Below are 23,501 nucleotides of genomic sequence, written 5' to 3' on the forward strand. Positions count from 1 at the left end.
CGCTTGCCGGGGGCCGGTTGCAATCGCCGGCCCTGGCTAATGTTCCCGGCCCGCAGGTCGTTATCTTGCTGACCTTCTGTACCGGCACGCCTTTTCTGGCGGCTTCGAGGAACACGCATGAAAAAGCTGACGATCGGCAAGCGCCTGGCACTGGGTTTCGGGTTTGTCCTAGCCCTGGGCATCTCCGTTGCCGGCATTGCCTTGTACAACCTGTTTGAACTGCGGCAGCAGTTCAGCGATTACGAAACCCGGATGCTGGTTCGGGAACGCCTGGCTTTCCGTGGCCAGGTGGAACTTGGCAACGGTATTCACTACTTCAAGAACACCGTGCTGCGCGGGGGCACCGATTACCCGGCCAGGTTCACAGCCAGCATGGACGCCATCGACAAGCTGATGCAGGAGTATCGGGCCGTCGGTCCCCTGTCGCCGGAAGCCGACGCGGCGCTGGACGAGATCGGCAGTGGCGGGCAGAAGTACCGTTCTGTCATCGCCCGCGTGGTCGAACTGAAGGCGAGTGGCGCATCGGTGACCGAGGTGGACAAATCCATCGCTGGCGCTGACAAGCCCATCGGTGTGGCCCTTGGCAAACTGTTGGCCCAGCAAGCGGTGGAAACCCTGGCGGCCTGTGAGGCCTTCGATGCGGCGGTGTCCCGAGCCGCGCAGATGCTCGGTTTGCTGGCGGCCGGTATGGTGGTGGTGGGGGCACTGGCGGCCTGGCTGATCAGCCGCAGCGTCAGTCGCCCACTGGCCCAGGCCGTGGAGATCAGTCAGGCCGTGGCGGCAGGCCGCTTGCCGGAGCACATCGAGATCACTGCCGAGGATGAAACCGGCCAGCTGCTGCAGGCCATGCAGCGCATGGTCGACACCTTCCGGGATTTTGCCGATGCCCAGCGCGACAATGCCCATCAGCATGAACTGGGTTTCATCGACCACCAGATCGACGGTCAGCGTTTCCCGGGGGTGTAAGGGGAAATGGCACGCACGATCAACGGGCTGGTGCAGGCCCATATTGCCGTGAAGATGCGCATCGTCGATGTGGTCAAGCGCTACTCCATTGGTGATCTATCGGTGGATATGGACCGCTTGCCCGGCAAGAAGGCCCAGATCACCGCGGTCATCGATGGGGTCAAGCACAGCCTGCAAGGGATGAGCGGGCAGATCCGCGCCCTGGTGGATGCCGCAGCCAGCGGCAATTTCGCCGTGCGTGGTGATGCGGAGGCCTTCCAGTACGAGTTCAAGGCCATGGTTCAGGGGCTGAACCGCTTGATGGAGGTTAGCGACCAGGGGCTGGGTGACGTCTCGCGGATCCTTGAGGCCCTTGCCCGGGGTGACCTGACCCAGCAGATGGCCGGTAGCTACCAGGGCACTTTTGCGCGCCTGCGTGACGACGCCAACACCACGGTGGCACACCTGCAGACGCTGGTGGCCGGGCTGCAGGGGGCTGCCCGCTCCATCAACAGCGCCGCCCGGGAAATCGCCGCCGGCAACGCCAACCTCTCCAGCCGCACCGAAGAGCAGGCCAGCAGCCTGGAAGAAACCGCCAGCTCCATGGAGGAGATCAGCGGAACGGTGAAGCAGAACGCTGACAACGCCCAGCGGGCCAGCGCCCTGGCCAGGCAGTCCTGCGACGTGGTGAGCCAGGGCGGCGAAGCCGTCAAGCGGGTGGTGGTGACCATGGCCGACATACGCGAAAGCTCCCGCACCATCTCCGACATCATCGGCGTCATTGACAGCATCGCCTTCCAGACCAATATCCTGGCTCTCAATGCTGCGGTGGAGGCCGCACGGGCCGGCGAGCAGGGGCGAGGCTTTGCCGTCGTCGCCAACGAGGTGCGCCAACTGGCCCAGCGCAGCGCCGTTGCCGCCCGGGAGATCCGGGCGCTGATCGCGATTTCGGTCGGCCAGGTTGAAAACGGCGCAACCCTGGCCGATGAAGCCGGCGCAGTAATGGATGAGGTTGTGACGGTGTTCGGCCAGGTCACCGAGCTGGTCACCGAGATCAGCGGAGCCAGCCGGGAGCAGAGCCTGGGTATCGAACAGGTGAGCGTTGCCGTAGGCAGGATGGACGAGACCACCCAGCAGAACGCCGCCCTTGTGGAGGAAGCTGCCGCCGCCGCCGAAAGCCTGGAGGTCCAGGCCGAGCGCCTGGTCGAGGCCATCTCCCAGTTCAAGCTACCAAACGCTAGCACCGCCCTGCCAGACATGAGCCGGGCAGCCCCCCTCGCCATGGTCAAAGCGCCGGGGCGCAAACGGGCCGGCTAGCTCCTTGTCTCTCCAAGGTCCTGAAATCAAAAGGCGGTGTTCCGGGTGCTTGGACGGCAACACGGCTCAGCCATTGGGCAGCGACGACCTCGCCATGTGCCAGGATTTCGCCCCCTGGTGAGGCTGTCCGTTTTGTGCTTGACGCGCTATGGAGCACATTGTATAGTTTTTGGAACGATCGTTCCTGATGAGTAAGTGCCATGCGTAGCAAGGAGTTTGAGCCTGACGAGATCGCCGACGCTGCGATGCGCGTGTTCTGGCAGCGCGGCTATGCTGCGACCTCGATCCAGGATTTGGTCGAAGGCACCGGATTGTCGCGTAGCAGCCTTTACAGCACTTTCGAGAACAAGCAGGGGCTGTACCAACAGGCGCTGCGCCGCTACGAGGCAGTGACCACGGCCAACGTTGAATTGCTGTCCGGCGCCGGCTCCCCCAGGGACTTGATCCGCCAATTGCTGGTGAGTGTTGCCGAGGACGAACTGGGCGATCCACAGCGGCGTGGTTGCCTCGTCGCCAACGCCACGCTGGAGTTGGCCGGCCACGACGCGGCCGTAGCCGAGTTGGTGGCGCACAACTTCCTGCGTCTGCAAAAGGCACTGGAAAAGCTGATTCTGCGTGGACAGCAATCGGGCGAGGTTGCCGCCGCCAGAAACCCCCGAGCCTTGGCGCGGTTCTTCGTCAACACTTTGCAGGGGATGCGGGTGCTCGGCAAAGGCAGTCCACTGACGCAGCGCAGTCAGTGCCTGATGGATGTGATCGACGTAGCGCTCGACACGCTATAGTTGCCAACCCGACGTTGTGGCGTGTTTGCACGGAGCGTCGATTTTTTTGGCCTGAATGGGAACGATCGTTCCGTTTTGGTCCTGTTTGTTTCCTTTTGATAGCAAGGATTTTCATGAGCACAGACACATCGCCCACCATCGCTGTTCTTGGCACCGGCCTGATCGGTGCCCCGGTTGCCCGCAACCTGCGCAAGCGGGGATTCACCGTACGCGCTTGGAATCGCACTGCAGCCAAGGCGCAGGCTCTGGCTGCTGATGGCGTCGAAGCCTGCGCCAGCCCTGCCGAAGCGGTGCGCGGTGCCGGCATCATCGTGACGGTGCTCAAGGATGGCCCGAGCGTGCAGGAGGCGATGCAAGCTGCCGCGCCCGCCTTGCGTCAGGGGGCGATCTGGCTGCAATTGAGCACGGTGGGTATCGAGGGTGTCAGCACCCTGGCCGGGTGGGCCGAGCAGCTTGGTCTGGTGTTTTACGACGCCCCGGTGCAAGGCTCCCGGCAACCGGCGGAAATGGCTCAACTGCTCATCCTGGCGTCCGGCCCCATCGCCCAGCGCGAAGCCGTGCGCCCCGTTTTTGATGCTATTGGCAAGCGCACCCTGTGGGTGTCGGAGCAGGTGGGCGCAAGCAGCCGCTTGAAACTCTCGCTCAACAACTGGGTGTTCGCGTTGACGCACGGTCTGGCCGAAAGCCTGGCATTGGCCAAGGGGCTGGGCGTTGATCCGGCGTTGGTTGTGGATGTGGTCACGGGCGGCCCAATGGACAGTGGCTACTTCCAGGCCAAGGCGGCCGCCATTCTCGCAGACGACTACGGCACCAGTTTCTCGATTGCAAATGCGGTGAAGGACGCTCGCTTGGTGGTTGATGCCGCTGCCCAGGCCGGCGTGCAGGTGGACGTGGCACAGGCGGGTCTCTGGCGTTTCGAGCGCGCCCTGGCTGCAGGATACGGCGACAAAGACATGGCTGCCTCCTATCTCGCCAGCGACAATCATGCCGGAGTCATTGCCGAATGAGCGCCTCCAACACCCCCACCGCCGCGCCTGCAATGCAGGCTGATGACCTGCCGGTCTGGAAGCTGCTTGCTTTCACGATGGCGGGCTTCCTTGCCATCATGACCGAAACCATGCCCGCCGGGCTGCTGCCGCAGATCGGAAATGGCCTGGGCGTCTCCGAGGCGCTGGCGGGACAACTGGTGACGCTGTATGCCTTGGGTTCGGTGCTGGCGGCCATCCCGATCATCGCTGTGACGCGCGGATGGAATCGCCGAACGCTGTTCTTGGTGGCGATTGGCGGCCTGCTGGTGTTCAACACCATCACGGCGCTGTCCGCCCATTACGGATTGACGTTGGCCGCGCGCTTCCTTGCGGGCATGGCCGCTGGCGTGGTGTGGGGGCTGCTGGCCGGCTATGCCAGGCGGCTGGTGCCACCCCGCTTGCAGGGGCGGGCGCTGGCGGTTGCGGGGGTCGGGCAGCCCATTGCATTGGCCATCGGCGTCCCACTGGGAACGTGGCTGGGCACCTTGTTCGACTGGCGCGGCGTGTTCTGGATCATGTCGGCGCTGGCCTTGCTGTTGTTCGTGTGGGTGCGAATGGTGGTGCCGGATTTTGCGGGCCAGTCGGCCGGGCAGCGGCTTCCCATTCGGCGCGTCTTCACGATGCCGGGTATTCGCCCGGTACTGTTGGCCCTGTTCGCCTGGATATTGGCGCATAACACCCTCTACACCTACATCGCGCCCTATCTGGCGGTCGTGGAGTTGGGGCAGCGTGTCGATGGGGTACTGCTGCTGTTCGGCGTGGCGTCCATCGCGGGGATCTGGTTCACCGGGCTGCTGGTGGATCGTTGTCTGCGTGCGCTCATTCTGGTGAGTCTTGCCGTGTTCGCTATCGCTGCTCTGGTGCTTGGCTTTGCGGGTGATTCCATCGTCGCCGTTCTCGTCGGTGTGGTTGCCTGGGGCTTGACCTTCGGCGGTGCGCCAACGCTGCTGCAAACCGCGCTGGCGGATGCGGCGGGCGAAGCGGCAGACGTGGCGCAATCCATGCTGGTGACTGTCTTCAATCTGGCTGTCGCCGGTGGCGGCGTGGTCGGCGGTGTGCCTCTGGAGCGCCGGGGAGCGGCCTCGTTGCCGTGGGCTCTGGCGGTGTTGGCGTTGCTGGCCCTGGCCGTGGCCTGGTCGGCCCGGGCGCATGGGTTCCGGCCTGGTCATCGGATCTCAGTGGCCTGACGGGTGAAGTGTCCTATCAATAATGGACACTCCTGCTTCAAGCGGAGGCGGCAGCGACCACGCCTCGTTATCGACTGCGCTGACCTTTGGCGCCGGGTGCGTTGCTCTTCGCGGCCGGAAATACCCGCGCAGACAGGAAATCCACCAGCGCTCGAACCTTGGGCGAAGGGTGCTTGCTCGCCGGCCACAGAACATGGAAGACGCCGGTGCGCCCGACTTCGGCCAGCAGCGGCACCAGCCGCCCATCGGCCAGGGGTTCGCGGATGGCGAAGTCCGGCAGGGAGGCGATCCCCAGCCCTTGCAACGCAAAACACACGCGCGTTTCGATGTTGTTGCAGATCATCGAGTTGGGCAGTGGGAGGTCGGGTTCGGCCTGTGATTGCCGCGGTACCCAAGCCTCCAACTTGCCACTACTCGGAAAGCGATAGTGCAAGCAGCTGTGCTGCCGCAATTCGGCTGTGCTGTGCGGTGTCCCTCTGCGCACGAGATAGTCTGGTGACGCCACCAGCAGTGTCCGGAAGGTTCCCAGACGGCGGGCCGACAGGCGCGAGTCGGCCGGTTCGCCCGTGCGCACCACGGCATCGAAACCTTCCTCGACCACATCGACCAGCCGGTCGGTGAAATCCAGGTCCAACTCGATCTCGGGGTACTCGCGCATGAAGTCGCCGAGTACCGGCAGCACCAGCGAGCTGACCAGCGGCAGGCTCACGCGCAGGCGCCCGCGCGGTGCGGCGGCGGCTTGCGACAGCTCCAGTTCCGCCGCCTCGATCTCGGCCAGGATACGGCGGCTGCGCTCCAGGAACAGCGTGCCCTCGGCGGTCAACGTGACGCTGCGCGTGCTGCGGTGAAACAGGCGTACGCCCAGTTTCTCTTCCAGCCGCGCCACGCTCTTGCCGACCGCCGAGGCCGACACGCCCAGCAGCCGGCCGGTGGCGACGAAGCTGCGCGTCTCGGCGACCTGCACGAACACCACGAAGCCATTCAGGCTGTCCATGATCGAAACTCCTCACAATTGCGGACATTTTTCTCCGCACATCAAGGAAAGGTAGCCTACTTTTTCGTTAATAGAGAGATTTTTATCATCAAGGCATTGCCCATTGAATCGAGGTATTTGCCATGACGAATCTCCACTGCCCCCTGCGCAAAAGTGTTCCGCCCGCGCACTTGTCCGCCCATGTTCAGGCGGTCGTACAGCAAGCCCTGGACGACCGCCGCCTTGTCGGTGCCGTCGTCCTGATTGCCTGCGACGGCGAGCTGATCCATCAGCAGGCCTCCGGTTTCGCCGACCGCGAAAGCGCGCGACCGATGACGCTGGACACGGTGTTCCGGCTGGCCTCCGTCAGCAAGCCCATCGTCTCCACCGCGGCCCTGGCGCTGGTGGCACAAGGCCGGCTTGACCTAGATGCGAGCATTGAGCGTTGGCTGCCCGAATTCCGGCCCCGGCTGGCCGATGGCCGACCGGCGCGCATCACTGCGCGGCAACTGCTCAGCCATACGGCAGGCCTGGGCTATCGCTTCTTCGAGGCCGATGCAGATGGCCCCTATGCGCGGGCTGGTGTTTCGGATGGTATGGATGCCGCTGGCATCACCCTTGCAGAGAGCCTGCGCCGCCTCGCCAGCGTGCCCCTGCTGTACGTGCCGGGTACGGCCTGGGGCTACTCGCTGGCGACCGACGTACTGGGTGCGCTGATCGCGCGCATTCACGGCACGTCGCTGGGCGAAGCGGTGCGGCAGTGGGTGACTGGCCCCTTGGGCATGACCGACACGGGCTTCGTCGCCCATGATGCGCGGCGTATGGCCAGCGCCTATGTCAACGACGTGCCGCAGCCGCACCCGCTGGCAGAGGGCGAGACCGTTTCGGCCTTCGAGGGCACCGTCGGCATCGTCTACAGCCCGGCCCGCATCTTCGATGCACAGGCTTTCCCGTCGGGGGGCGCTGGCATGGCCGGCACCGCCGGGGATCTCCTGTGCCTGCTGGAAGTCCTGCGCCAGGGGGGCGGCGCGTTGCTGCCCGGCGACCTGGTCGAGGAAATGGGACGCGACCAGACCGGTGGCCTTGAACTGGCAGCAGCACCGGGCTTCGGTTTTGGCCTGGGCTTTTCGGTATTGCGCGACCCTCGGCTGGCCGATTCGCCGGAATCGGTCGGCACCTGGCGCTGGGGTGGCGCCTACGGCCACGCGTGGTTCGTGGACCGGGTGCAGGGCCTGAGTGTCGTCGCCTTCACCAACACGCTGTACGAAGGCATGTCCGGCCGCTTCGTCACCGACCTGCGCGATGCCGTCTACGGCGCGCTGGAGGTGCGCTGATGACGAGCGCATCTGCCCGCATGGCGGCCATTGCGTTTCGCTGCGGTTCCACGCTGGTCGATCAGGATTGCTTGACCGACATCAACACCGAGCACCCGGCGCCAGGGCTGCACGACCTGCTTGTGGTGGTTCGCGCGGGTTTGGTCAATCCGGTGGATACCACGATCCGGGCTGGGCTGGTCGCTGCTTCCGATGCTGTCCGTTCCGTGGGCTGGAATGCAGACGGGGTCGTCGAGGCCGCCGGTGAAGCGGTCACGCTGTTTCGTGCGCCGGACATGATCGGGCAGCATCGTATCCCAGGGGAATTGGCGGCGCGGGAGGGCGGACGATGAGCGCTGTTGCCGATGACCGCCTGCCCTTGGCGCCGTTGCTGGCACTGGCCATGGCAGCCTTTATCACCATACTGACCGAGGCGTTACCGGCCGGCCTGCTGTCGCAGATGGCGCAGGGCCTGGCGGTGTCGGAGGCCTGGGTCGGACAGACCGTCACCATCTATGCCATCGGCTCGCTGATGGTGGCCATTCCGCTGACCGCCGCCACGCAAGGCGTGCGCCGACGCCCCTTGCTGCTGGCGGCCATCGCGGGCTTCGTCGTCGCCAATACCGTCATGACGTTTTCCAGTAGCTATGCTCTTATCATGGTGGCGCGCTTCCTGGCGGGCGTGTCGGCCGGGCTGCTGTGGGCCTTGCTGGCAGGATGTGCCTCCCGCATGGTGCCTGATCACCAGAAGGGTCGGGCCATAGCCGTTGCGATGGTCGGCACGCCATTGGCGCTGTCATTTGGCGTGCCGGCGGGCACCTTCCTCGGCAATCTGATCGGCTGGCGGGCGTGCTTCGGCATCATGAGCGGACTGGCGCTGGGGCTCATGGTGTGGGTGCGCATCACGCTGCCGGACTTCACCGGACAGGTGGCAGGTAGGCGCTTGGCGCTGGGGCAGGTGTTCACAGCGCCCGGCGTGCGCCCGGTACTGTTCGTGGTGCTGGCCTTTGTGCTGGCACACAATATTCTCTACACCTACATCGCGCCGTTCCTGTCAGCAGTGGGCATGGCCGAACGGACGGATCTGGTGCTCCTGGTGTTCGGCGTCTCGTCGCTGCTGGGCATCTGGATCGTTGGGGTGCTGATCGACCGCCACCTGCGTGCGCTGACGCTTGCCAGCACGGTCCTGTTCGGCCTGGCCGCGTTGGCACTCGGCGTGGCGGGCGATGCCCCCGGCGTGGTTTATTCGGCGGTGGCCGCCTGGGGCCTGACCTTCGGCGGCGCGGCGACGCTATTCCAGACTGCGCTGGCCAAAACAGCAGGTGATGCCGCGGATGTCGCGCAGTCCATGCTGGTCACTGCCTGGAACACGGCGATTGCCGGTGGCGGCATCGTCGGCGGCGTGCTGCTTGAACGGCTGGGCGTCGGCGCCTTTGCACCAGTCTTGCTGGTGTTGCTGGCGGCAACGCTCGTGGTGGTGTGGTTTGCCAGGCGGCAGGGCTTTCCTGCCCTGATGGGGGGCGACCGGCGCATGCTCGACGACGCCTGATCGACAGACCGAGTCGCGGCCATGAACGGTATCCGCCCGCTGTGCTTCATCGCACTGGGTTTGTTTTGTCTTCCGTCCAGTTCGGCGTGGTTGGGCTCTTGCCGGCCGTCGTCCAGCGACATGGCATCCTGTGTGGCCCAGGCCGGTTGGCTGGTTTGAAGGCGCGGGTGATCTGTTTCAGGCTGGTTTGCCGCCTCACCTCCAAGGACAGCTTGCGATGTGCCAGCCACTGCCCGTAGACGGCCTCGGATGTGTGTTCGCCCGCCAGCACGATCCCGTGGCGCTTGCGCTTGGGTTCGGTGCGTAGCTTGCCGCCCTTGGCAGACCGGCATCTGCAACTTGTATGAGGCGGCCCGTTCGCAGAGGAGTCTTCGCTCGGACCATCCTGTGGATGCGTTCGGTCTTGGTCTACCATAGACCGTTCCTCTGCCAGAGAAGTCTCTCGACACGATCCCGTTGTAACGCGTTTTCCCGCCGCTCCGGCTGCCGGCACACGTGCAGCTTCAGAGCACTTCCCTCTCGGGCACGGATGTGCGCGGATCGAAAGCAGAGGGCAGCAAATAGGAGAATCGCGTGGCAAAAGCCGAAAACTCAAAGCTGAACACCGGCGGCATCCTTCCGCAGGTGTTCTACCCTTCTGCCGGTTTGGTGCTGGCGTTGGTGTCACTGTCCGTCCTCGCTCCTGCAACGACACAGGCACTATTCAGCGCCGCAAAGTCGTGGGCTGCAAATGAAGCCGGCTGGTTCACAGTGCTGTCCGTCGCCGCCTTCCTGGTGTTCGTCGTTGCATTGGGCTTCAGCAAGCTGGGACTGCTGAAATTGGGCCCGGACCACAGCACGCCCGACTATAGCTACGGCACATGGTTCGCCATGCTGTTCGCGGCAGGCATGGGCATTGGCCTCATGTATTTCGGCGTTGCCGAGCCGGTAATGCATTTCGCCAAACCACCCGTCGGCAATCCAGAGAGCATTGCGTCGGCCAGGCAGGCCATGCGCATCACGTTCTTCCACTGGGGCATACATGCCTGGGCCATCTACGCAGTGGTCGCGCTGTCTCTGGCCTACTTCGGTTATCGACACGGCTTGCCGCTGCGTATTCGCTCCGCACTCTATCCATTGATTGGCGAACGCATCCATGGCCCGATCGGCCACGCGGTGGACACCTTTGCGGTGCTGGGCACGATCTTCGGCCTGGCGACGTCTTTGGGCTTGGGCGTCATCCAGATCAATTCAGGGCTGCAATATCTGTTCGGAACGCCAGTATCGACGAGCGTGCAGGTGGCTCTGATCGCGGGCATCACGTCGGTCGCCACCGTCTCGGTGTTCACCGGTTTAGATCGTGGCGTGCGCCGGCTGTCTGAATTCAACATGATCTTGGCCGCTGCGCTGCTGCTGTTTGTTCTCGCAACCGGTCCCACCGTGCATCTGCTCCAAGCCTTCGTGCAAAACACTGGCATGTACGTGTCCAACGTGTTTGGCATGACCTTCAACCTCTACGCTTACGAGCCCACTGACTGGATTGGTGGCTGGACACTCTTCTATTGGGGCTGGTGGATTGCTTGGTCGCCATTCGTGGGTATGTTCATCGCGCGTATTTCGCGCGGCCGAACAGTCCGCGAATTCGTGGTCGGCGTACTGTTGGTGCCTCTGGGTTTCACGTTCCTGTGGATGACGATTTACGGCAACGCCGCGCTGCACATGATCCTCACCGACGGCGCCACGGATCTGATGAGTGCCGTCTCTGCCGACAGTTCGGTCGCGATCTACAGTTTCCTTGAAAGGCTTCCCCTGCCAAGCGTTACGTCCGCCGTGGCCACGCTGCTGGTGATAGTCTTCTTCGTAACGTCTGCCGACTCGGGGGCTCTGGTCATCGACATGCTCTCGTCCAGGGACGGCGGCGAGTCGCCTGTGTGGCAGCGGATCTTCTGGGCACTGCTTGTGGGCGCCATCGCGATCGCTTTGCTTATCGCTGGTGGCCTCACAGCGCTGCAGGCCGCCACCATTGCGTCCGCACTGCCGTTCACTGTGGTCATGATCCTTGCCTGCGTGGGCTTGCTGCGCGCTATGCGCTTAGACGTCGCTAAGCGCGAGGCTATCCGCACCGCTCGCATGGCGCCAGGGAGCTTGGCCGGAACGGATTGGAAGGGGAGACTCCGCGCATTGGTGCACCAGCCCCGCGAGCAAGAGGTGATTGCATACCTTCGAGACAAGGTGCGGTTTGCACTGGACGAAGTGGCCACGGAGTTGGTCAAGCAAGGTCTGGCGGCGCGCACGGATGCGGGTGCCGATGGAAGGGTGTGGCTGGAGGTGGGGCATGGCCAGGAAATGGACTTCTTCTATTCCGTACGCCCGCGACCTTACAACCCGCCATCCTTTGTGATGGAGGATCTTCGCCGTGGACGCCCTGATGGGGATCGTTTCTACCGTGCCGAGGTGCACCTGCGCGAAGGCGGGCAGGACTACGACATCATGGGCTGGACCAGAGAGGAGGTCATTCACGACGTCCTCGACCAATATCACCGCCACCTGCACTTTCTAGACGCCGTGCGATAAATGCCCATCCACCCTGAGCTAGCCTGACAAAGATAGACACTACCCGACTGGTACATTCCCAAGAGAGAGGAAGCATGGAGCGGGACACGATCAAGCCGACTTCTGGAGGTGTCGCGCAGCGGCTTCTACGCTTGGCAGGGCACAGGCCACCTTCCCGCCGCCAGCGGCGTCACTCACGCCTTGGCTATCTGGCGCCGGCAGTGTTTGCACAAGATTTCCGCGGACAGCCGGCTGTCGCTTGAAGCAGGGGTGTCCATTATTGGCAGGACACCTCAGTTGGGACGAACTTGATGGGTCTAGACCACTCCCTACCCGGCTCCGACCCGACAACAAAAAGGCCAATCCCTAGAGGTTGGCCTTTTTGCTCGCAGATCAACGACCTGCCGGAATCCGGTGGAGCGGGCGATGGGAATCGAACCCACGGCTCTAGCTTGGGAAGCTAGGGTATTACCATTATACGACGCCCGCTCGGAGAGCCGGGATTGTACGCAGGGCGGAGGCGGAGGGCAACCGGTGGGCGTGGTAAACTCGCGCTATGTCTGCCCAAGCCACTTCTTCCGCATCCCTTTCCGTCACCGTCAATGGCGAGGCCCGTGCCCTTGTGAGGCCTGTTTCCGTGGCGGGTCTGCTCGACCAGATGGGCCTCACCGGCAAGCGGCTGGCCGTAGAGCGTAATGGCGAGATCGTGCCCAGGGGGCTGCATGCCGCGACGCAGCTGGCGGAGGGCGACACCCTCGAGATCGTCGTTGCCGTGGGTGGTGGCTAGGCTCCGTAACGGGGTTTCCGGGGCGGCGGGTGGCCCCTTCATTCTTCCCTTCTATTTCAGACTGGCGCTTCGATGGACGATTTGCTGACGATTGCAGGCAAGGCCTATTCCTCCCGGCTGCTGGTGGGCACCGGCAAGTACAAGGATTTCACCGAGACCCGCGAGGCGGTGCTGGCCAGCGGGGCGCAGATCGTCACCGTGGCGATCCGTCGGACCAACATCGGGCAGGACCGGAACGCGCCCAGCCTGCTGGATGCGCTGCCCCCGTCCGAATTCACCTACCTGCCCAACACGGCAGGCTGTTATTCGGCCGATGACGCGGTGCGCACCCTGCGCCTGGCGCGGGAGCTGCTGGACGACCACAAGTTGGTGAAGCTGGAAGTGCTGGGCGATCCGCACACCCTTTTCCCCAACATGCCGGAAACCCTCAAGGCCGCCCAGGTGCTGGTGAAGGAGGGTTTCGAGGTGATGGTGTACTGCTCCGACGACCCCATCCAGGCCAAGATGCTGGAGGACATCGGCTGTGTGGCGGTGATGCCCCTGGCGAGCCTTATCGGCTCCGGCATGGGCGTGCTCAACCCCTGGAACGTGCAGTTGGTGCGGGACGCGGTAAAGGTGCCGGTGTTGCTGGATGCGGGGGTGGGCACGGCTTCGGACGCGGCCATCGCCATGGAGCTGGGCTGTGACGGGGTGTTGATGAACACCGCTATCGCCCTGGCCCGGGATCCGGTGAAGATGGCCGGCGCCATGAAGAAGGGTGTCGAAGCCGGCCGTGAGGCCTTCCTGGCGGGTCGCATGCCCCGCAAGTTCTACACCGCCAGCCCGAGCTCGCCCACGACGGGCATGATCGGCAGCTGATCGGGGCGCGGACGCGCTGCTTTTTTGGTTTGACGGATTTTTCATGAGTGACGAACAACAGCCGCCGGTGTCCGGCGATGAAGCGCAGCCGGCTGGCCGCCTGACCTCCCAGTCCATTCGCAGCTTCGTGCTGCGCCAGGGTCGCATGTCGGACGCGCAGCACCGCTTTCTGGACGAGATGATGCCCAAGGTCGGTATCGATTTTCGTCCCGAGCCCATCGATCTGGCCCAGGTATTCGGCCGCAAGGCGCCGCAGATCGTGGAGATCGGCTTTGGCATGGGGCAGGCCACGGCCCAGATCGCCCAGGCGCGGCCGGGTGACGACTTCGTCGGCATCGAGGTGCATGCGCCGGGCGTCGGTGGCCTGTGCAAGCTGATCGAGGAGGGCGGCATCACCAACCTGCGCATCGTCCAGCACGATGCGGTGGAGGTGTTGCGCGACATGATTCCCGAGGGCTCGCTGGCCGGTGTGCATATCTACTTCCCCGATCCCTGGCCCAAGAAGCGCCACCACAAGCGCCGCCTGGTGCAGGGGCCCTTCGTCAAGCTGATTGCCTCGCGCCTGGCGCCGGGGGGCTACCTGCACTGCGCCACCGACTGGGAGGAGTATGCCCAGCAGATGCTGGAGGTGCTGTCCGCCGAGCCGATGCTGGCCAATACGGCGGAGGGCTTTGCGCCCAAGCCCGACTACCGCCCCCTCACCAAGTTCGAGAACCGCGGCATCAAGCTGGGCCACGGGGTGTGGGACGTGGTTTTCCGCAAGGTCTGAGCGTGGCCCTCAAGCGCTTGCCGGCCGGTGCCTGGCTGCTGGGGGTTCCCGGCCTGCTGTGCCTGATCGCCGGGGGCCTGCTGCTGGCGGGTCTGGGGGTGGATCTGCATCCCCTGCTGCAGGAGTCCGGCGCCGGGCTGGTGCTGCTGGTGTCGGGCGTGGCGCTGGTGGGGAGCGCGGCCTTTCCGCTGGTGCTGGCGGAGCTGGCAGCGAAGGACGAGCAGGGCTGAGGGCTGCTCCTTTCGGTATGGGCATGCCTGTGCCCGGCGTCCGCGGGCGAATGAATTCGCCCCTACAGGAAGATCCCCGCGGCTCGTGGGGGCGACTTCATTTGCACTGCGTAGCTTGACGCACCGGCCGGCCGTCGCCGAAAGCCCGGTGATGTCGGCCCTCAGCCCTCAATACACCTTCGCCTCGCCCTCCGGCCGGGTCTTGAAGCGGCGGTGCACCCAGTAGTACTGGGCCGGCATGGTGCGGACCAGGTCTTCGATGGCGGCGTTCATGCGATGCACGTCGGCCTCCACGTCGCCACTCGGGAAGTCCGTCCATGGTTCGCTCAGGGTCACCACATAGCCCTGGCCGCCCGGGAGCATGCGGGTCACGCAGGTCACCACCACCGCGCCGCCCAGGCGGGTGAGGCGGGGCAGGGCGGAGAGGGTGGCGGCCTGCACGCCGAAGAAGGGCGAGAAGATGGAGTCTTCGATGCCATTGTCCATGTCCGGCAGGTAGTAGAAGGGCCGCATTTCCTTCATGGCCTTGATGGAGGCGCGCACGCTTTCGTCCCGGCGCAGCAGCACCTGGCTGCCAAAGCGGCTGCGCCCGTGAAACAGCCACTGGTCGATCACCGGGTCGCGCTGGCGGGCGTAGATGCTCACGCAGTCAAAGCTGGCGGCCAGCCGGGTGCCGCCCAGATCCAGGCCGAGGAAGTGAGGTGTCAGCATGATCACCGGCTGGCGTTGCGCGATCAGGCGGGCCAGGATTTCCTCGCCTTCCACGCGCACGATCCGGCGCACCCGCGCCTCCGGGGCAAACCAGGCCAGGCCGCGTTCGATCAGGCTGCGCCCGGCCAGGGCGAAGTGTTCCCTGGCCAGGGCTCGGCGTTGGGCTTCGGGCAGATCGGGAAAGCACAGGCGCAGGTTGGTGTGCACCACCCGGCGGCGGGGCGCGATGATCCAGTACAGCAGCAGGCCGATGCTGCGGCCGATGGGGGCCTGGATGGACAGGGGCAGCCAGTGGAGCAGCCACAGCAGGGCAACGATGATTCGACTCATGAACGGGGATTACCGGGTTGCAGGTGCGGGCGGTGCGCCGGATGGGCGCTTGTAGCGGTTGTAGCCCCACAGGTACTGGGCAGGATTCTCGCGGATCTGGGCCTCGAGTTCCCGGTTGATTGCGGTGGCCCGGGCGGAGGTGTCGCCGCCGAGGGGCGTCAGCGCCGGGCGCAGGTGCAGGTGAAAGCCCTTGCCGCCGGGCAGGCGCTCGGCCCAGGCGAAGAGGGTGGAGACACCGGCGACTTCCGACAGGCGCGCCGCCAGCGTCATGGTATAGGCCGGCCGGCCGAAGAAGGGCAGCCAGGCACCTTCACCGCCGCCGGGCACCTGGTCGGGCAGCATGCCCACCGCTTCACCGGCGCGCAGGGCCTTGATCAGGCGGCGCACGCCGCTCACGTCGGCGGGCGCCAGGTGCATGTTGCCGCGGCGACGGCCGGCATTGATCACCGGCTGCAGCACGGCTTTCTTGGGGGCCCGGTAGAGCACGGTGATCGGTTTGTGCATGGAAAAATACTGGGCCGAGATCTCGAAGCAGCCCAGGTGCGGGGTGATGAAGAGGATCCCGCCACCGCTGGCTTCGGCGGCCTCCACGTGCTCCCAGCCCGTCACCTGCACCACCTTGGCGGTGATCTCGGCCTGGGGGCGCAGCAGCACCCAGGGCAGCTCCAGGGCCTGCTTGCCGATCTCGCCGACGCAGCGCCGCCAGAGGCGCCCGGCCTCGTCGTGGCCGAGGGCCAGCTCAAGATTGGCGCGCAGGCGCCGTCGATAGGTGGGTGACAGGGCGTAGGTGAGCCAGCCGGCGAGAACGCCCAGGGACTGGAGGAGTCCGAGGGGAAGACCGGCAAGAAACTTGAATATCAGGGACGCCATCAGCCAGTGCCGGGTTGCGGCCGAATTGACGGCCGGGTGCGCAAAGTTATAATTGTGATTCCGCCGAGTTAATCCGACAACTTGCAGGGCGGGGGCACCGCGCAGCCAGGCTGCCAGGGCGCCCAAAAAATACTGCTAAAGCGTCGCCGCTCCGAAGATCCCCAGAGACGGCAACGCCGAACTACTGGGGATTTTTGCTTTTTGAGGAGCGTTGCATGGCCCGTGAATTCCTGTTTACTTCTGAGTCCGTCTCCGAAGGTCATCCGGACAAGGTCGCCGACCAGATTTCCGATGCGGTGCTCGACGCCATCCTGGCCCAGGACCCCCGTGGCCGGGTGGCCTGCGAGACTCTGGTGTCCACCGGCTTGGTGGTCATCTCCGGCGAGATCACCACCCGCGCCGACATCAACTACATGGATCTCGCCCGCGAGACCATCAAGCGCATCGGCTACGACGATTCCGACATCGGTTTCGACTACAAGAGCTGCGCGGTGCTCACCGCCATCAACCGCCAGTCTTCCGACATCGCCCAGGGCGTGAACGAGGGCGAAGGCCTCGACCTGGACCAGGGTGCCGGCGACCAAGGCCTGATGTTCGGCTACGCCACCAACGAAACGCCGAGCCTGATGCCCTTCCCCATCTACTATGCCCACCGCATCATGCAGCGGCAGGCCGAGGTGCGGAAGGACGGCCGCCTGCCCTGGCTGCGCCCCGACGCCAAGAGTCAGCTCACCGTGAAGTACGTGGACGGCAAGCCGGTGGCCATCGACACCGTGGTGGTGTCCACCCAGCATCACCCGGACATCTCCCACGCCGACCTCACCGAGGCGGTGATCGAGGAAGTCATCAAGCCGGTGTTGCCGAAGGAACTCCTCGCCGCCAATACCCGCTTCCTGATCAATCCCACCGGCCGCTTCGTGATTGGTGGCCCGAATGGCGATTGTGGCCTCACCGGCCGCAAGATCATCGTCGACACCTACGGCGGCGCAGCCCACCACGGTGGCGGCGCCTTCTCGGGCAAGGATCCGTCCAAGGTGGATCGCTCTGCCGCCTACGCCGGCCGTTACGTGGCCAAGAACATCGTGGCTGCCGGCCTGGCCGACAAGTGCGAAGTGCAGGTGGCCTACGCCATCGGCGTGGCCCAGCCGGTGAGCCTGATGGTGGAAACCTTCGGCACGGGCAAGATCTCCGAAGACCGCATCGTCGAGCTGGTGCGCGCCCACTTCGACCTGCGCCCGAAGGGCATCATCGCGGCCCTCGACCTGCTGCGCCCGATCTACTCCCGCACCGCCGCCTACGGTCACTTTGGCCGTGACGAGGTGGATTTCACCTGGGAGAACACCGATAAGGCCGCCGCGCTGCGGGCCGACGCGGGTCTGTAAGCCGGCTCTGACCGGACATGCAAAAGGGCGACCCTCGGGTCGCCCTTTTGCATGGATGCGCGAAAACGATTTACTTGTCGCTGCGCAGGGGGCTGAACTCCACCGGCACCCAGGCGTAGCCCTTGCCTTCGGCGCGCACGTGGCCAAGGCCCGGGAAGGGCAGGTGCATGCCGGCGAGGGCCAGCTTCTCCTTGGCGGCACGGGCGAAGAGCTTCTTGCGGGCCGCCACGGCCTTCTTCTTGTCGCTGTCGAACTCGATGGCGACTTCCGGCCGGGCGAACTGCACGGCGTGGCTGTGCACCGCATCGCCGACGATCAGCAGGCGCTGGCCCTTCGATTCGATCAGGTAGGCCGTGTGGCCGGGGGTGTGGCCGTTGGCGTCGACGGCGGTGATGCTCGGGGCCACCTCGACTTCACCGGCAAAGGGCTTCCAGCGGCCGGCGGCCTGGTAGGGGGCGGCAGCGTCCCGGGCCAGCTTGAAGAAGGGCTTGAAGCCGTCCGGCGCCTTGGCGGCGATCTCTTCCGACAGCCAGAAGTCGTGGTCGGCCTGGGCGACCCGAACCTGGGCGTTGGGGAACAGGGGCTTGCCGTCGGCGCCGAGGAGGCCGGCGGCGTGGTCGGCGTGCAGGTGGGTGAGCAGCACCACGTCGACCTGATCCGGGCTGTAGCCGGCGGCTTTCAGATTGTCGCCGATGTAGCCGAGGGTCGGCCCGAAGGCCTTGGCGGCGCCGGCATCCACGAGGATCAGTTTGCCACCCGCGTTGACCAGGAAGGCATTGACGGCGGTCTGGACCTTTTGACCACCCAGGAACATGCGCGCCAGCAGGCGCTGGACTTCGGCCGGGCTGGCATTGCTGAGGATCTTGGTGTCGAGATCGATGAAGCCGTCGTAGAGGGCGGTCACTTCCACGTCGCCTACGGCGAGGCGATAGAAGCCGGGCACCTGGGTGCGCACGGCCGGGGCTTCGGCCAGTGCCGGGGTGGCGGGCAGGAGAGCCGTGCCAAGGACGAGGGCGAGGGCCAGGCGGGTGAGGCTATGACGGATCATGGGTTGGGGCTCCAGCGCGTAAAAGGACAAGAGAGTACCCAAATATCCGCCCGCTGCGGAGTTCAGGGTGCCATGTGGATGGCCAGCCAGACGGTATCCGGGCCCGTGGCAGCAACCCGATGGCGCCGCCCGGCCGGGATCAGCAGCCAGTCGCCGGGGGCCAGTGCCTGGAGTTCGCCATCGTCGAACTCCAGTTCGGCGCTGCCCTGGGCCAGCATCACCCACTCGTCGTCGGTCTGCTCATACCAGAAGCCCGGTGGGCTGGCGTGGCGGTGGGATACGATGCGTTCGATGCGCAAGCCGGGCCGGCTCAGCAGGGGCTCGAAGTGTTCTTCCGGGCCGACGGGTGGGAGCGGGGAGAAAAGGTTGTGGCGAGACAAGGGGCTTGGCGGGCAGGCTGGGAGCGAGGCGGGAAAAAGGCTGCGCCGGGATGAAGTCTCTGTGGGGTTTCTGGGGGTCTTTGTTGTGCCCCGGCGCGCCGCTCAAGCACGTTCCGGATGCCCCGGAGGGCAGCAAAAACGTGGACTGATCATACGTTGCGCAGGCGGTTGCAGCCAATTGAAAGTGGGCATGCTCCGGATAGTCCATTCCTATCATGCCATCGCCAATCATGTGCCCGAAATGGGTTTTGACGTGACCCGTACGGGGGGGTAAGGGCTTACCCTGAGCGCAGGAGGTGGGATCAAGCATGGTGACTCTGAAGTCGTGCATGGGCACAGCATTCAAGCTCTTGTCCACATCCCTGCGTCTGCGCGTGGCTGCCGGCGTGTTGGCTGGGGTGATGGTGGCGTTGTGGCTGACCACGCTGGCGCTGATGTACTCCCTGGAGCAGGAAATGCTGGGGATCCTGTCAACGCAGCAGTTTTCGGTGGTGTCCCTGCTTGCCGACGATATCGACCGTTCTGTTGCCGAGCGACTCAGGGCTCTGGAGGTGCTGGCCGCCAGCATCGACGCGCCGCTGCTGGCGCAACCCGAACGTCTTGATGCATCCATCCGCAGCCAGGCTGTGTTGCTGACGCTCTTCAACTGGGGCGTGCTGGTCACCGACCGCCACGGGACGGCACTGCTCAGCCTGCCGTACGAACATCGCCGCCAGGGGGTGAATTACGCCGACGTCCCGGCCGTTACCCGGACCCTGGAAACCGGCCGCGCCGGGGTGGGCGCTGCCCAGGTGGGCAAGACCACCCATCAGCCGGTGGTGCCGATGATCGTTCCCATCCGGGATGCAGACGGGGGTGTCGTCGGTAGCCTGATCGGACTGACAAATCTGGCAGAGCCCAACTTTCTTGACGAGATCGGGGCCAATCGCTTTGGCCGCCAGGGAGGCTATCTGATCACCGATCCGGTGCAGCGCATCTTCATTGCCGGCACCGACAAGTCCCGGGTCATGCAGCCGGGGCCATCGGTGGGCATCAACCCGGTGTACGACCGCTACGTCGACGGCTACGAGGGTTCCGGCCTGGCACGCAGTTCGCGGGGCGTGGTGGAGCTGTCGTCCAGCCGCAAGGTGCGCTCGACGGGCTGGCTGATGCAGTCGGTGTTGCCGGCCGACGAGGCCTTTGCCCCTTTCTATGCCTTGCGCTGGCGTCTGCTGGTCTCGTCGCTGGTCCTCAGTGTGCTGGCCGCTGGCGTTGGCGGGTGGTGGTTGCGGCGGGAGCTCCGGCCCCTGGGGGAGGCGGTGGGCCTGCTGGGGGCCATGCGCGATGGGGCCATTCCCCGTCAGCCCCTGCCCGTGCGCCGGGATGACGAGATCGGGGCGCTGGCCGGGGCATTCAATGGGTTGCTGCGGACGATCATAGAAGGCGAGGCGCGGGCTGCGGAGCATGGCTTCAACCAGCGTCTGCGAGTCATTGTGTCGCAGATCCCCGGGGTGGTCTTCCAGTACCGGGTGGGGGCCGACGGGCATCACAGCCTGCCTTTTGTCAGCGATGCGGCCCGGGAGGTGTGGGGGCTCGCCCCCGATACCCTGGCGAGCGCGGCCGACGGGCTTGTGGATGCGTTGCACAAAGACGACCGGGCGGGCTTTGCGGCATCCCTACAGACCTCTGCTTCCACCCTGGAGCCGTGGCACCTGGAGTGCCGCATCCGTCATCCCCGGCGCGGCCTGCGCTGGATGCACATGGATGCCGTCCCCGAAGCCGCGGCCGACGGCAGCCTGACCTGGCAGGGCTTTGCCATGGACATCACCGAGGCCAAGAACGCCGAGAGCGAACTACGCATTGCCGCGGCCACTTTCGAGACCCAGGAGGGCATCTTCATCACCGATGCCGACGAGCATATCGTGCGGGTCAATCAGGCCTTCACCACGATGACCGGCTACACCCCCCACGAGGCGATCGGACAGACGCCGCGCCTGCTCCGCTCCGGCCGTCACGAAGGGGAGTTCTACCGGAGCCTTCGCGAGGGTCTGGCACGGGATGGGTTCTGGCAGGGGGAGATCTGGAATCGCCGCAAGTCGGGTGAGATCTATGCCGAGTGGGTCACCATTTCGGCGGTGCGCGACCGTGCTGGGCGGATCACCCATTACGTGGCAGCGTTTTCGGACATCACCGAGCACAAGCGGGCCGAGGAGCAGATCCAGCAGCTCGCCTTTTACGACCCCCTGACCCGTTTGCCCAACCGACGGCTCTTCCATGACCGCTTCGATCAGGCCCTGGCGGCAAGTGCCCGCAACAATACTCGGGGAGCGCTGATGTTCCTCGACCTGGATGGTTTCAAGGGCCTCAACGATCAGCACGGCCACGTCATGGGCGATGCCTTGTTGCTGGAGGTGGCCCGGCGCCTGAGCGCCTCCGTACGCGAGACGGACACGGTGGCGCGCCTGGGCGGTGATGAGTTTGTGGTGGTGCTCGAAGGCCTCGACGAGGGGCCGGAGGCGGCCGCTGCCCATGCCGGGCGGGTCGCCGAGAAGCTGCGCCTGGCATTGGCCGAGCCTTATCTGCTGGTGCTGCCCTCCGGCGATGTAGCGGTGAGTCACTACTGTACCGCGAGCATCGGGGTGTGCCTGTTCAACAGGCACGGAGAAACCCGCGATGAACTTCTGAAACAGGCTGATATCGCGATGTACCGGGCCAAGGCAGCAGGGCGAAACGCCATTTGTTTCTTCAGACACAGGCCGGAGGCGGAGGAAAGCTCCGCGCCGGCCGAGCCACCGCCGCCCGGGCCAGCTTCAGGGCAGGATCTTGTCGATGACGACCTTCAGGTCGGTGGCGCCGGGCTTCACGGGTGAGATCTCGCCGCTCAGATCGCCCGGTTTGGCGATGGCATCACCGCCCTTGGAGATGCGCGCTTCGATGCGCAGCTCGCTGGCTGAGGACAGTTTGGCATCGGGGCTCATGGCCATGCTGTCGTCCAGGGTGAAGTCTCTGGGCAGGTCGGCAACGCGGATGCGCAGCACGGCCAGGGGCATGCGTGGCCCGCTGACTGGCCGGGCGAAGATGAAGACCACGTCGTCCGGGCCGGCCTTGTCCTTGAGGGCCGGCGCCAGGCTGACCCGTCCGCTGACCGCGGCGGCCTTGCCGGTGGCAGCAGGTTTGGCGGTCGGTGCAGCGGTGGGCGTGCCCTGGCCCATCATGCTGCGCACCTTTTCGATACCCGCGCCCAGGTTACGGGCGTCTTCGGAATCTGGCGGGACCTGGGCCAGCACCCGCTCCCAGTGGCGCAGGGCGGCGGGGTAGTCCTGGCGGAAATAGGCGTCGGTGCCGGCCAGCACCAGGGCCTGGGGGTTGTCGGGCTGGGTCTGCAGCACCTTCTTGAGCAGCACCGCGCCGCGGCCTTCGATTTTGCCCTGGTTGAGTTCGGCCGATAGTTCGGCCACTTCCAGCATCAGTTCGGGCTCTGACTCCATGATCGCACCGGCCTTGTCAAAGGCCTTGCCGGCCTCTTCGAGGCGGCCCATGACCTTGTAGCTCCTCCCCAGCATGGCCCAACCCTGTTGGTTTTCCGGGTTCTTTTCGAGCTTGGCGGCCAGGGTGGCAACCATCTGTTCGACCTCGGCCTGGCTCGGCATGCCGCCTCGCTGGGCCGCAGGGTCCAGTGCGGCAGGGTTGCCCAGGACCATGTACAGGGCCACGGCGGCGGCCGGCAGGCTGAGGCCCAGCCCGATGGCTGTGCGGGGCAGACGCCTGGCCGTCCCGGCGGTGGTGGTGCCATCGTCGGCCACGTCTTCGAGGACGCGTCGTTCCAGCTCGTCGCGAGCGGTGGCGTAATCGGCCTGGGACAGGGTGCCGGCGGCCAGGTCACGCTCCAGGTCGTTCATCTGATCACGGAAAATGGCTGCATTGATGGCGCGCCGGGAGGCGCTGGTGTTTTCCCGGCGGCGCAGCAGTGGCCAGCACAGTACGGCAAGGGCAAGGGCGGTGAGCAGCCCGGCGGCGATCCAGAAGGCGGTCATGCGGGGTCTTTCGGGCGGGGAGGCGTGTCGGCGAGGAGGGCTTCGGCAGAGGCCCTGTCGGCGGCGGATAGGTGGCTGGGCTCAACGCGGGTGGCGCGTCGGCGCAGATAGAGGATCAGGCCGATGACGGCGCCGCCCATCAGGGCGAAGGGGCCGAACCACAGCAGCCAGGTGGTGGGCTTGACCGGCGGGCGGTAGAGAACGAAGTCGCCGTAGCGGGCCACCAGGTAATCTTTGATTTCAGGGTCGGTCTTGCCGTCCTGGATCAGCTTGCGTACCTCACGGCGCAGATCTTCGGCCAGCTCGGCGCGGGAGCCCGCCAGGCTTTCGTTCTGGCATACCAGGCAGCGCAACTCTTCGGAAATGGCAATCAGGCGGGCCTCGACGACCGGATTCTCGGCCATCGGCGTGGCTTCGCCGGCGTGGGTGACGGGGGCAAGGGGCCCCAGCAGCAGGGCGGTGGCGCAGGTGGTGAGGGTGCGGCGAAGTGCCTTCAT

22 protein-coding genes and 1 tRNA gene are annotated in these 23,501 nt (G+C 65.3%); 15 read left to right on the forward strand and 8 right to left on the reverse strand.

Annotated elements, in window-relative coordinates:
* Positions 1-117 precede the first annotated feature (117 nt).
* From PHI64_RS02275 to PHI64_RS02295, 5 genes are all read left to right on the forward strand, one after another.
* Positions 118-966, forward strand: coding sequence for a methyl-accepting chemotaxis protein (locus tag PHI64_RS02275; protein WP_299877938.1), 849 nt, complete (start codon positions 118-120; stop codon positions 964-966).
* Positions 967-972: 6 nt separating this feature from the next.
* Complete coding sequence (locus tag PHI64_RS02280) at positions 973-2,262, forward strand: methyl-accepting chemotaxis protein (RefSeq protein WP_299877941.1); 1,290 nt, start codon at positions 973-975, stop codon at positions 2,260-2,262.
* 200 nt (positions 2,263-2,462) lie between these two features.
* Complete coding sequence (locus PHI64_RS02285) at positions 2,463-3,044, forward strand: TetR/AcrR family transcriptional regulator (RefSeq protein ID WP_299877944.1); 582 nt, start codon at positions 2,463-2,465, stop codon at positions 3,042-3,044.
* A 113-nt stretch (positions 3,045-3,157) separates the two neighbouring features.
* On the forward strand, positions 3,158-4,051 hold the full coding sequence (locus tag PHI64_RS02290; RefSeq protein ID WP_299877947.1) for an NAD(P)-dependent oxidoreductase: 894 nt from the start codon (positions 3,158-3,160) through the stop codon (positions 4,049-4,051).
* A complete protein-coding gene (locus PHI64_RS02295; protein ID WP_299877950.1) occupies positions 4,048-5,259 on the forward strand; it encodes an MFS transporter in 1,212 nt (403 codons plus the stop codon). The genes PHI64_RS02290 and PHI64_RS02295 overlap by 4 nt, the downstream gene beginning before the upstream one ends.
* A gap of 67 nt (positions 5,260-5,326) precedes the next feature.
* On the opposite strand, the gene PHI64_RS02300 is transcribed toward PHI64_RS02295, so the two are convergent.
* Positions 5,327-6,253: a LysR family transcriptional regulator gene (locus tag PHI64_RS02300; protein WP_299877953.1), complete on the reverse strand. Its 927-nt coding sequence runs from the start codon at positions 6,251-6,253 to the stop codon at positions 5,327-5,329.
* Between the two features lie 122 nt (positions 6,254-6,375).
* Here PHI64_RS02300 and PHI64_RS02305 point away from each other — a divergent pair, with 122 nt between their 5' ends.
* The 4 genes from PHI64_RS02305 to betT all read left to right on the forward strand — a co-directional run bounded on the left by PHI64_RS02305 (position 6,376) and on the right by betT (position 11,647).
* On the forward strand, positions 6,376-7,566 hold the full coding sequence (locus tag PHI64_RS02305) for a serine hydrolase (protein WP_299877956.1): 1,191 nt from the start codon (positions 6,376-6,378) through the stop codon (positions 7,564-7,566).
* Entirely contained in the window at positions 7,566-7,898 is a 333-nt protein-coding gene (locus PHI64_RS02310; RefSeq protein WP_299877959.1) for a hypothetical protein, read from the forward strand. The genes PHI64_RS02305 and PHI64_RS02310 overlap by 1 nt, the downstream gene beginning before the upstream one ends.
* Entirely contained in the window at positions 7,895-9,094 is a 1,200-nt protein-coding gene (locus PHI64_RS02315; RefSeq protein WP_299877962.1) for an MFS transporter, read from the forward strand. Before PHI64_RS02310 ends, PHI64_RS02315 begins: the two co-directional genes overlap by 4 nt.
* Before the next feature lie 573 nt (positions 9,095-9,667).
* Positions 9,668-11,647, forward strand: a complete 1,980-nt coding sequence (gene betT, locus PHI64_RS02320; RefSeq protein ID WP_299877965.1) for a choline BCCT transporter BetT — start codon at positions 9,668-9,670, stop codon at positions 11,645-11,647.
* Between the two features lie 394 nt (positions 11,648-12,041).
* On the opposite strand, the gene PHI64_RS02325 is transcribed toward betT, so the two are convergent.
* Positions 12,042-12,115: transfer RNA gene (locus PHI64_RS02325), tRNA-Gly, on the reverse strand.
* A gap of 67 nt (positions 12,116-12,182) precedes the next feature.
* On the opposite strand from PHI64_RS02325, the gene thiS reads away from it, so the two are divergent.
* The 4 genes from thiS (at position 12,183) to PHI64_RS02345 (ending at position 14,270) form a co-directional block, all read left to right on the forward strand.
* A complete protein-coding gene (gene thiS, locus PHI64_RS02330) occupies positions 12,183-12,413 on the forward strand; it encodes a sulfur carrier protein ThiS (RefSeq protein WP_299877968.1) in 231 nt (76 codons plus the stop codon).
* A gap of 72 nt (positions 12,414-12,485) precedes the next feature.
* Positions 12,486-13,271 (forward strand): thiazole synthase, encoded by a 786-nt coding sequence (locus tag PHI64_RS02335; protein ID WP_299877971.1) that lies wholly within the window; start codon positions 12,486-12,488, stop codon positions 13,269-13,271.
* 43 nt (positions 13,272-13,314) lie between these two features.
* On the forward strand, positions 13,315-14,040 hold the full coding sequence (gene trmB / locus PHI64_RS02340; protein ID WP_299877976.1) for a tRNA (guanosine(46)-N7)-methyltransferase TrmB: 726 nt from the start codon (positions 13,315-13,317) through the stop codon (positions 14,038-14,040).
* Between the two features lie 2 nt (positions 14,041-14,042).
* Positions 14,043-14,270: a hypothetical protein gene (locus tag PHI64_RS02345; protein WP_299877979.1), complete on the forward strand. Its 228-nt coding sequence runs from the start codon at positions 14,043-14,045 to the stop codon at positions 14,268-14,270.
* 168 nt (positions 14,271-14,438) lie between these two features.
* Here PHI64_RS02345 and PHI64_RS02350 read toward each other — a convergent pair whose 3' ends face one another.
* Both PHI64_RS02350 and PHI64_RS02355 read right to left on the reverse strand, forming a co-directional pair.
* Positions 14,439-15,311 (reverse strand): lipid A biosynthesis acyltransferase, encoded by an 873-nt coding sequence (locus PHI64_RS02350; protein ID WP_299877982.1) that lies wholly within the window; start codon positions 15,309-15,311, stop codon positions 14,439-14,441.
* Between the two features lie 9 nt (positions 15,312-15,320).
* Positions 15,321-16,181: a lysophospholipid acyltransferase family protein gene (locus PHI64_RS02355; RefSeq protein ID WP_299877985.1), complete on the reverse strand. Its 861-nt coding sequence runs from the start codon at positions 16,179-16,181 to the stop codon at positions 15,321-15,323.
* A gap of 215 nt (positions 16,182-16,396) precedes the next feature.
* On the opposite strand from PHI64_RS02355, the gene metK reads away from it, so the two are divergent.
* Positions 16,397-17,563 carry a methionine adenosyltransferase gene (gene metK, locus PHI64_RS02360; protein ID WP_299877988.1) on the forward strand — a complete coding sequence of 389 codons (1,167 nt, stop codon included), beginning with the start codon at positions 16,397-16,399 and terminating at the stop codon, positions 17,561-17,563.
* Positions 17,564-17,633: 70 nt separating this feature from the next.
* Here metK and PHI64_RS02365 read toward each other — a convergent pair whose 3' ends face one another.
* Positions 17,634-18,611, reverse strand: coding sequence for an MBL fold metallo-hydrolase (locus PHI64_RS02365; RefSeq protein WP_299877991.1), 978 nt, complete (start codon positions 18,609-18,611; stop codon positions 17,634-17,636).
* A gap of 62 nt (positions 18,612-18,673) precedes the next feature.
* Positions 18,674-18,991: a cupin domain-containing protein gene (locus tag PHI64_RS02370; protein WP_299877994.1), complete on the reverse strand. Its 318-nt coding sequence runs from the start codon at positions 18,989-18,991 to the stop codon at positions 18,674-18,676.
* Between the two features lie 308 nt (positions 18,992-19,299).
* Between PHI64_RS02370 and PHI64_RS02375 the strand changes: the two genes are divergently transcribed.
* On the forward strand, positions 19,300-21,840 hold the full coding sequence (locus tag PHI64_RS02375) for a diguanylate cyclase (protein ID WP_299877997.1): 2,541 nt from the start codon (positions 19,300-19,302) through the stop codon (positions 21,838-21,840).
* On the opposite strand, the gene ccmI is transcribed toward PHI64_RS02375, so the two are convergent.
* Positions 21,781-23,004, reverse strand: a complete 1,224-nt coding sequence (ccmI, locus tag PHI64_RS02380) for a c-type cytochrome biogenesis protein CcmI (RefSeq protein WP_299878000.1) — start codon at positions 23,002-23,004, stop codon at positions 21,781-21,783. The two genes, PHI64_RS02375 and ccmI, sit on opposite strands and share 60 nt — an antisense overlap.
* On the reverse strand, positions 23,001-23,501 hold the full coding sequence (locus PHI64_RS02385) for a cytochrome c-type biogenesis protein (protein WP_299878003.1): 501 nt from the start codon (positions 23,499-23,501) through the stop codon (positions 23,001-23,003). The genes ccmI and PHI64_RS02385 overlap by 4 nt, the downstream gene beginning before the upstream one ends.

It is taken from the genome of Zoogloea sp., assembly GCF_028689785.1.
Taxonomy (GTDB): Bacteria; Pseudomonadota; Gammaproteobacteria; order Burkholderiales; family Rhodocyclaceae; genus Zoogloea.

What these genes read in the sequence shown, in the direction of transcription:
- PHI64_RS02275 (WP_299877938.1), top strand. Translation starts at nt 118, where the DNA reads ATGAAAAAGCTGACGATCGGCAAGCGCCTGGCACTGGGTTTCGGGTTT.
- PHI64_RS02280 (WP_299877941.1), top strand. Translation starts at nt 973, where the DNA reads ATGGCACGCACGATCAACGGGCTGGTGCAGGCCCATATTGCCGTGAAG.
- PHI64_RS02285 (WP_299877944.1), top strand. Translation starts at nt 2,463, where the DNA reads ATGCGTAGCAAGGAGTTTGAGCCTGACGAGATCGCCGACGCTGCGATG.
- PHI64_RS02290 (WP_299877947.1), top strand. Translation starts at nt 3,158, where the DNA reads ATGAGCACAGACACATCGCCCACCATCGCTGTTCTTGGCACCGGCCTG.
- PHI64_RS02295 (WP_299877950.1), top strand. Translation starts at nt 4,048, where the DNA reads ATGAGCGCCTCCAACACCCCCACCGCCGCGCCTGCAATGCAGGCTGAT.
- PHI64_RS02300 (WP_299877953.1), bottom strand. Translation starts at nt 6,253, where the DNA reads ATGGACAGCCTGAATGGCTTCGTGGTGTTCGTGCAGGTCGCCGAGACG.
- PHI64_RS02305 (WP_299877956.1), top strand. Translation starts at nt 6,376, where the DNA reads ATGACGAATCTCCACTGCCCCCTGCGCAAAAGTGTTCCGCCCGCGCAC.
- PHI64_RS02310 (WP_299877959.1), top strand. Translation starts at nt 7,566, where the DNA reads ATGACGAGCGCATCTGCCCGCATGGCGGCCATTGCGTTTCGCTGCGGT.
- PHI64_RS02315 (WP_299877962.1), top strand. Translation starts at nt 7,895, where the DNA reads ATGAGCGCTGTTGCCGATGACCGCCTGCCCTTGGCGCCGTTGCTGGCA.
- thiS (WP_299877968.1), top strand. Translation starts at nt 12,183, where the DNA reads ATGTCTGCCCAAGCCACTTCTTCCGCATCCCTTTCCGTCACCGTCAAT.
- PHI64_RS02335 (WP_299877971.1), top strand. Translation starts at nt 12,486, where the DNA reads ATGGACGATTTGCTGACGATTGCAGGCAAGGCCTATTCCTCCCGGCTG.
- trmB (WP_299877976.1), top strand. Translation starts at nt 13,315, where the DNA reads ATGAGTGACGAACAACAGCCGCCGGTGTCCGGCGATGAAGCGCAGCCG.
- PHI64_RS02350 (WP_299877982.1), bottom strand. Translation starts at nt 15,311, where the DNA reads ATGAGTCGAATCATCGTTGCCCTGCTGTGGCTGCTCCACTGGCTGCCC.
- PHI64_RS02355 (WP_299877985.1), bottom strand. Translation starts at nt 16,181, where the DNA reads ATGGCGTCCCTGATATTCAAGTTTCTTGCCGGTCTTCCCCTCGGACTC.
- metK (WP_299877988.1), top strand. Translation starts at nt 16,397, where the DNA reads ATGGCCCGTGAATTCCTGTTTACTTCTGAGTCCGTCTCCGAAGGTCAT.
- PHI64_RS02365 (WP_299877991.1), bottom strand. Translation starts at nt 18,611, where the DNA reads ATGATCCGTCATAGCCTCACCCGCCTGGCCCTCGCCCTCGTCCTTGGC.
- PHI64_RS02375 (WP_299877997.1), top strand. Translation starts at nt 19,300, where the DNA reads ATGGTGACTCTGAAGTCGTGCATGGGCACAGCATTCAAGCTCTTGTCC.
- ccmI (WP_299878000.1), bottom strand. Translation starts at nt 23,004, where the DNA reads ATGACCGCCTTCTGGATCGCCGCCGGGCTGCTCACCGCCCTTGCCCTT.
- PHI64_RS02385 (WP_299878003.1), bottom strand. Translation starts at nt 23,501, where the DNA reads ATGAAGGCACTTCGCCGCACCCTCACCACCTGCGCCACCGCCCTGCTG.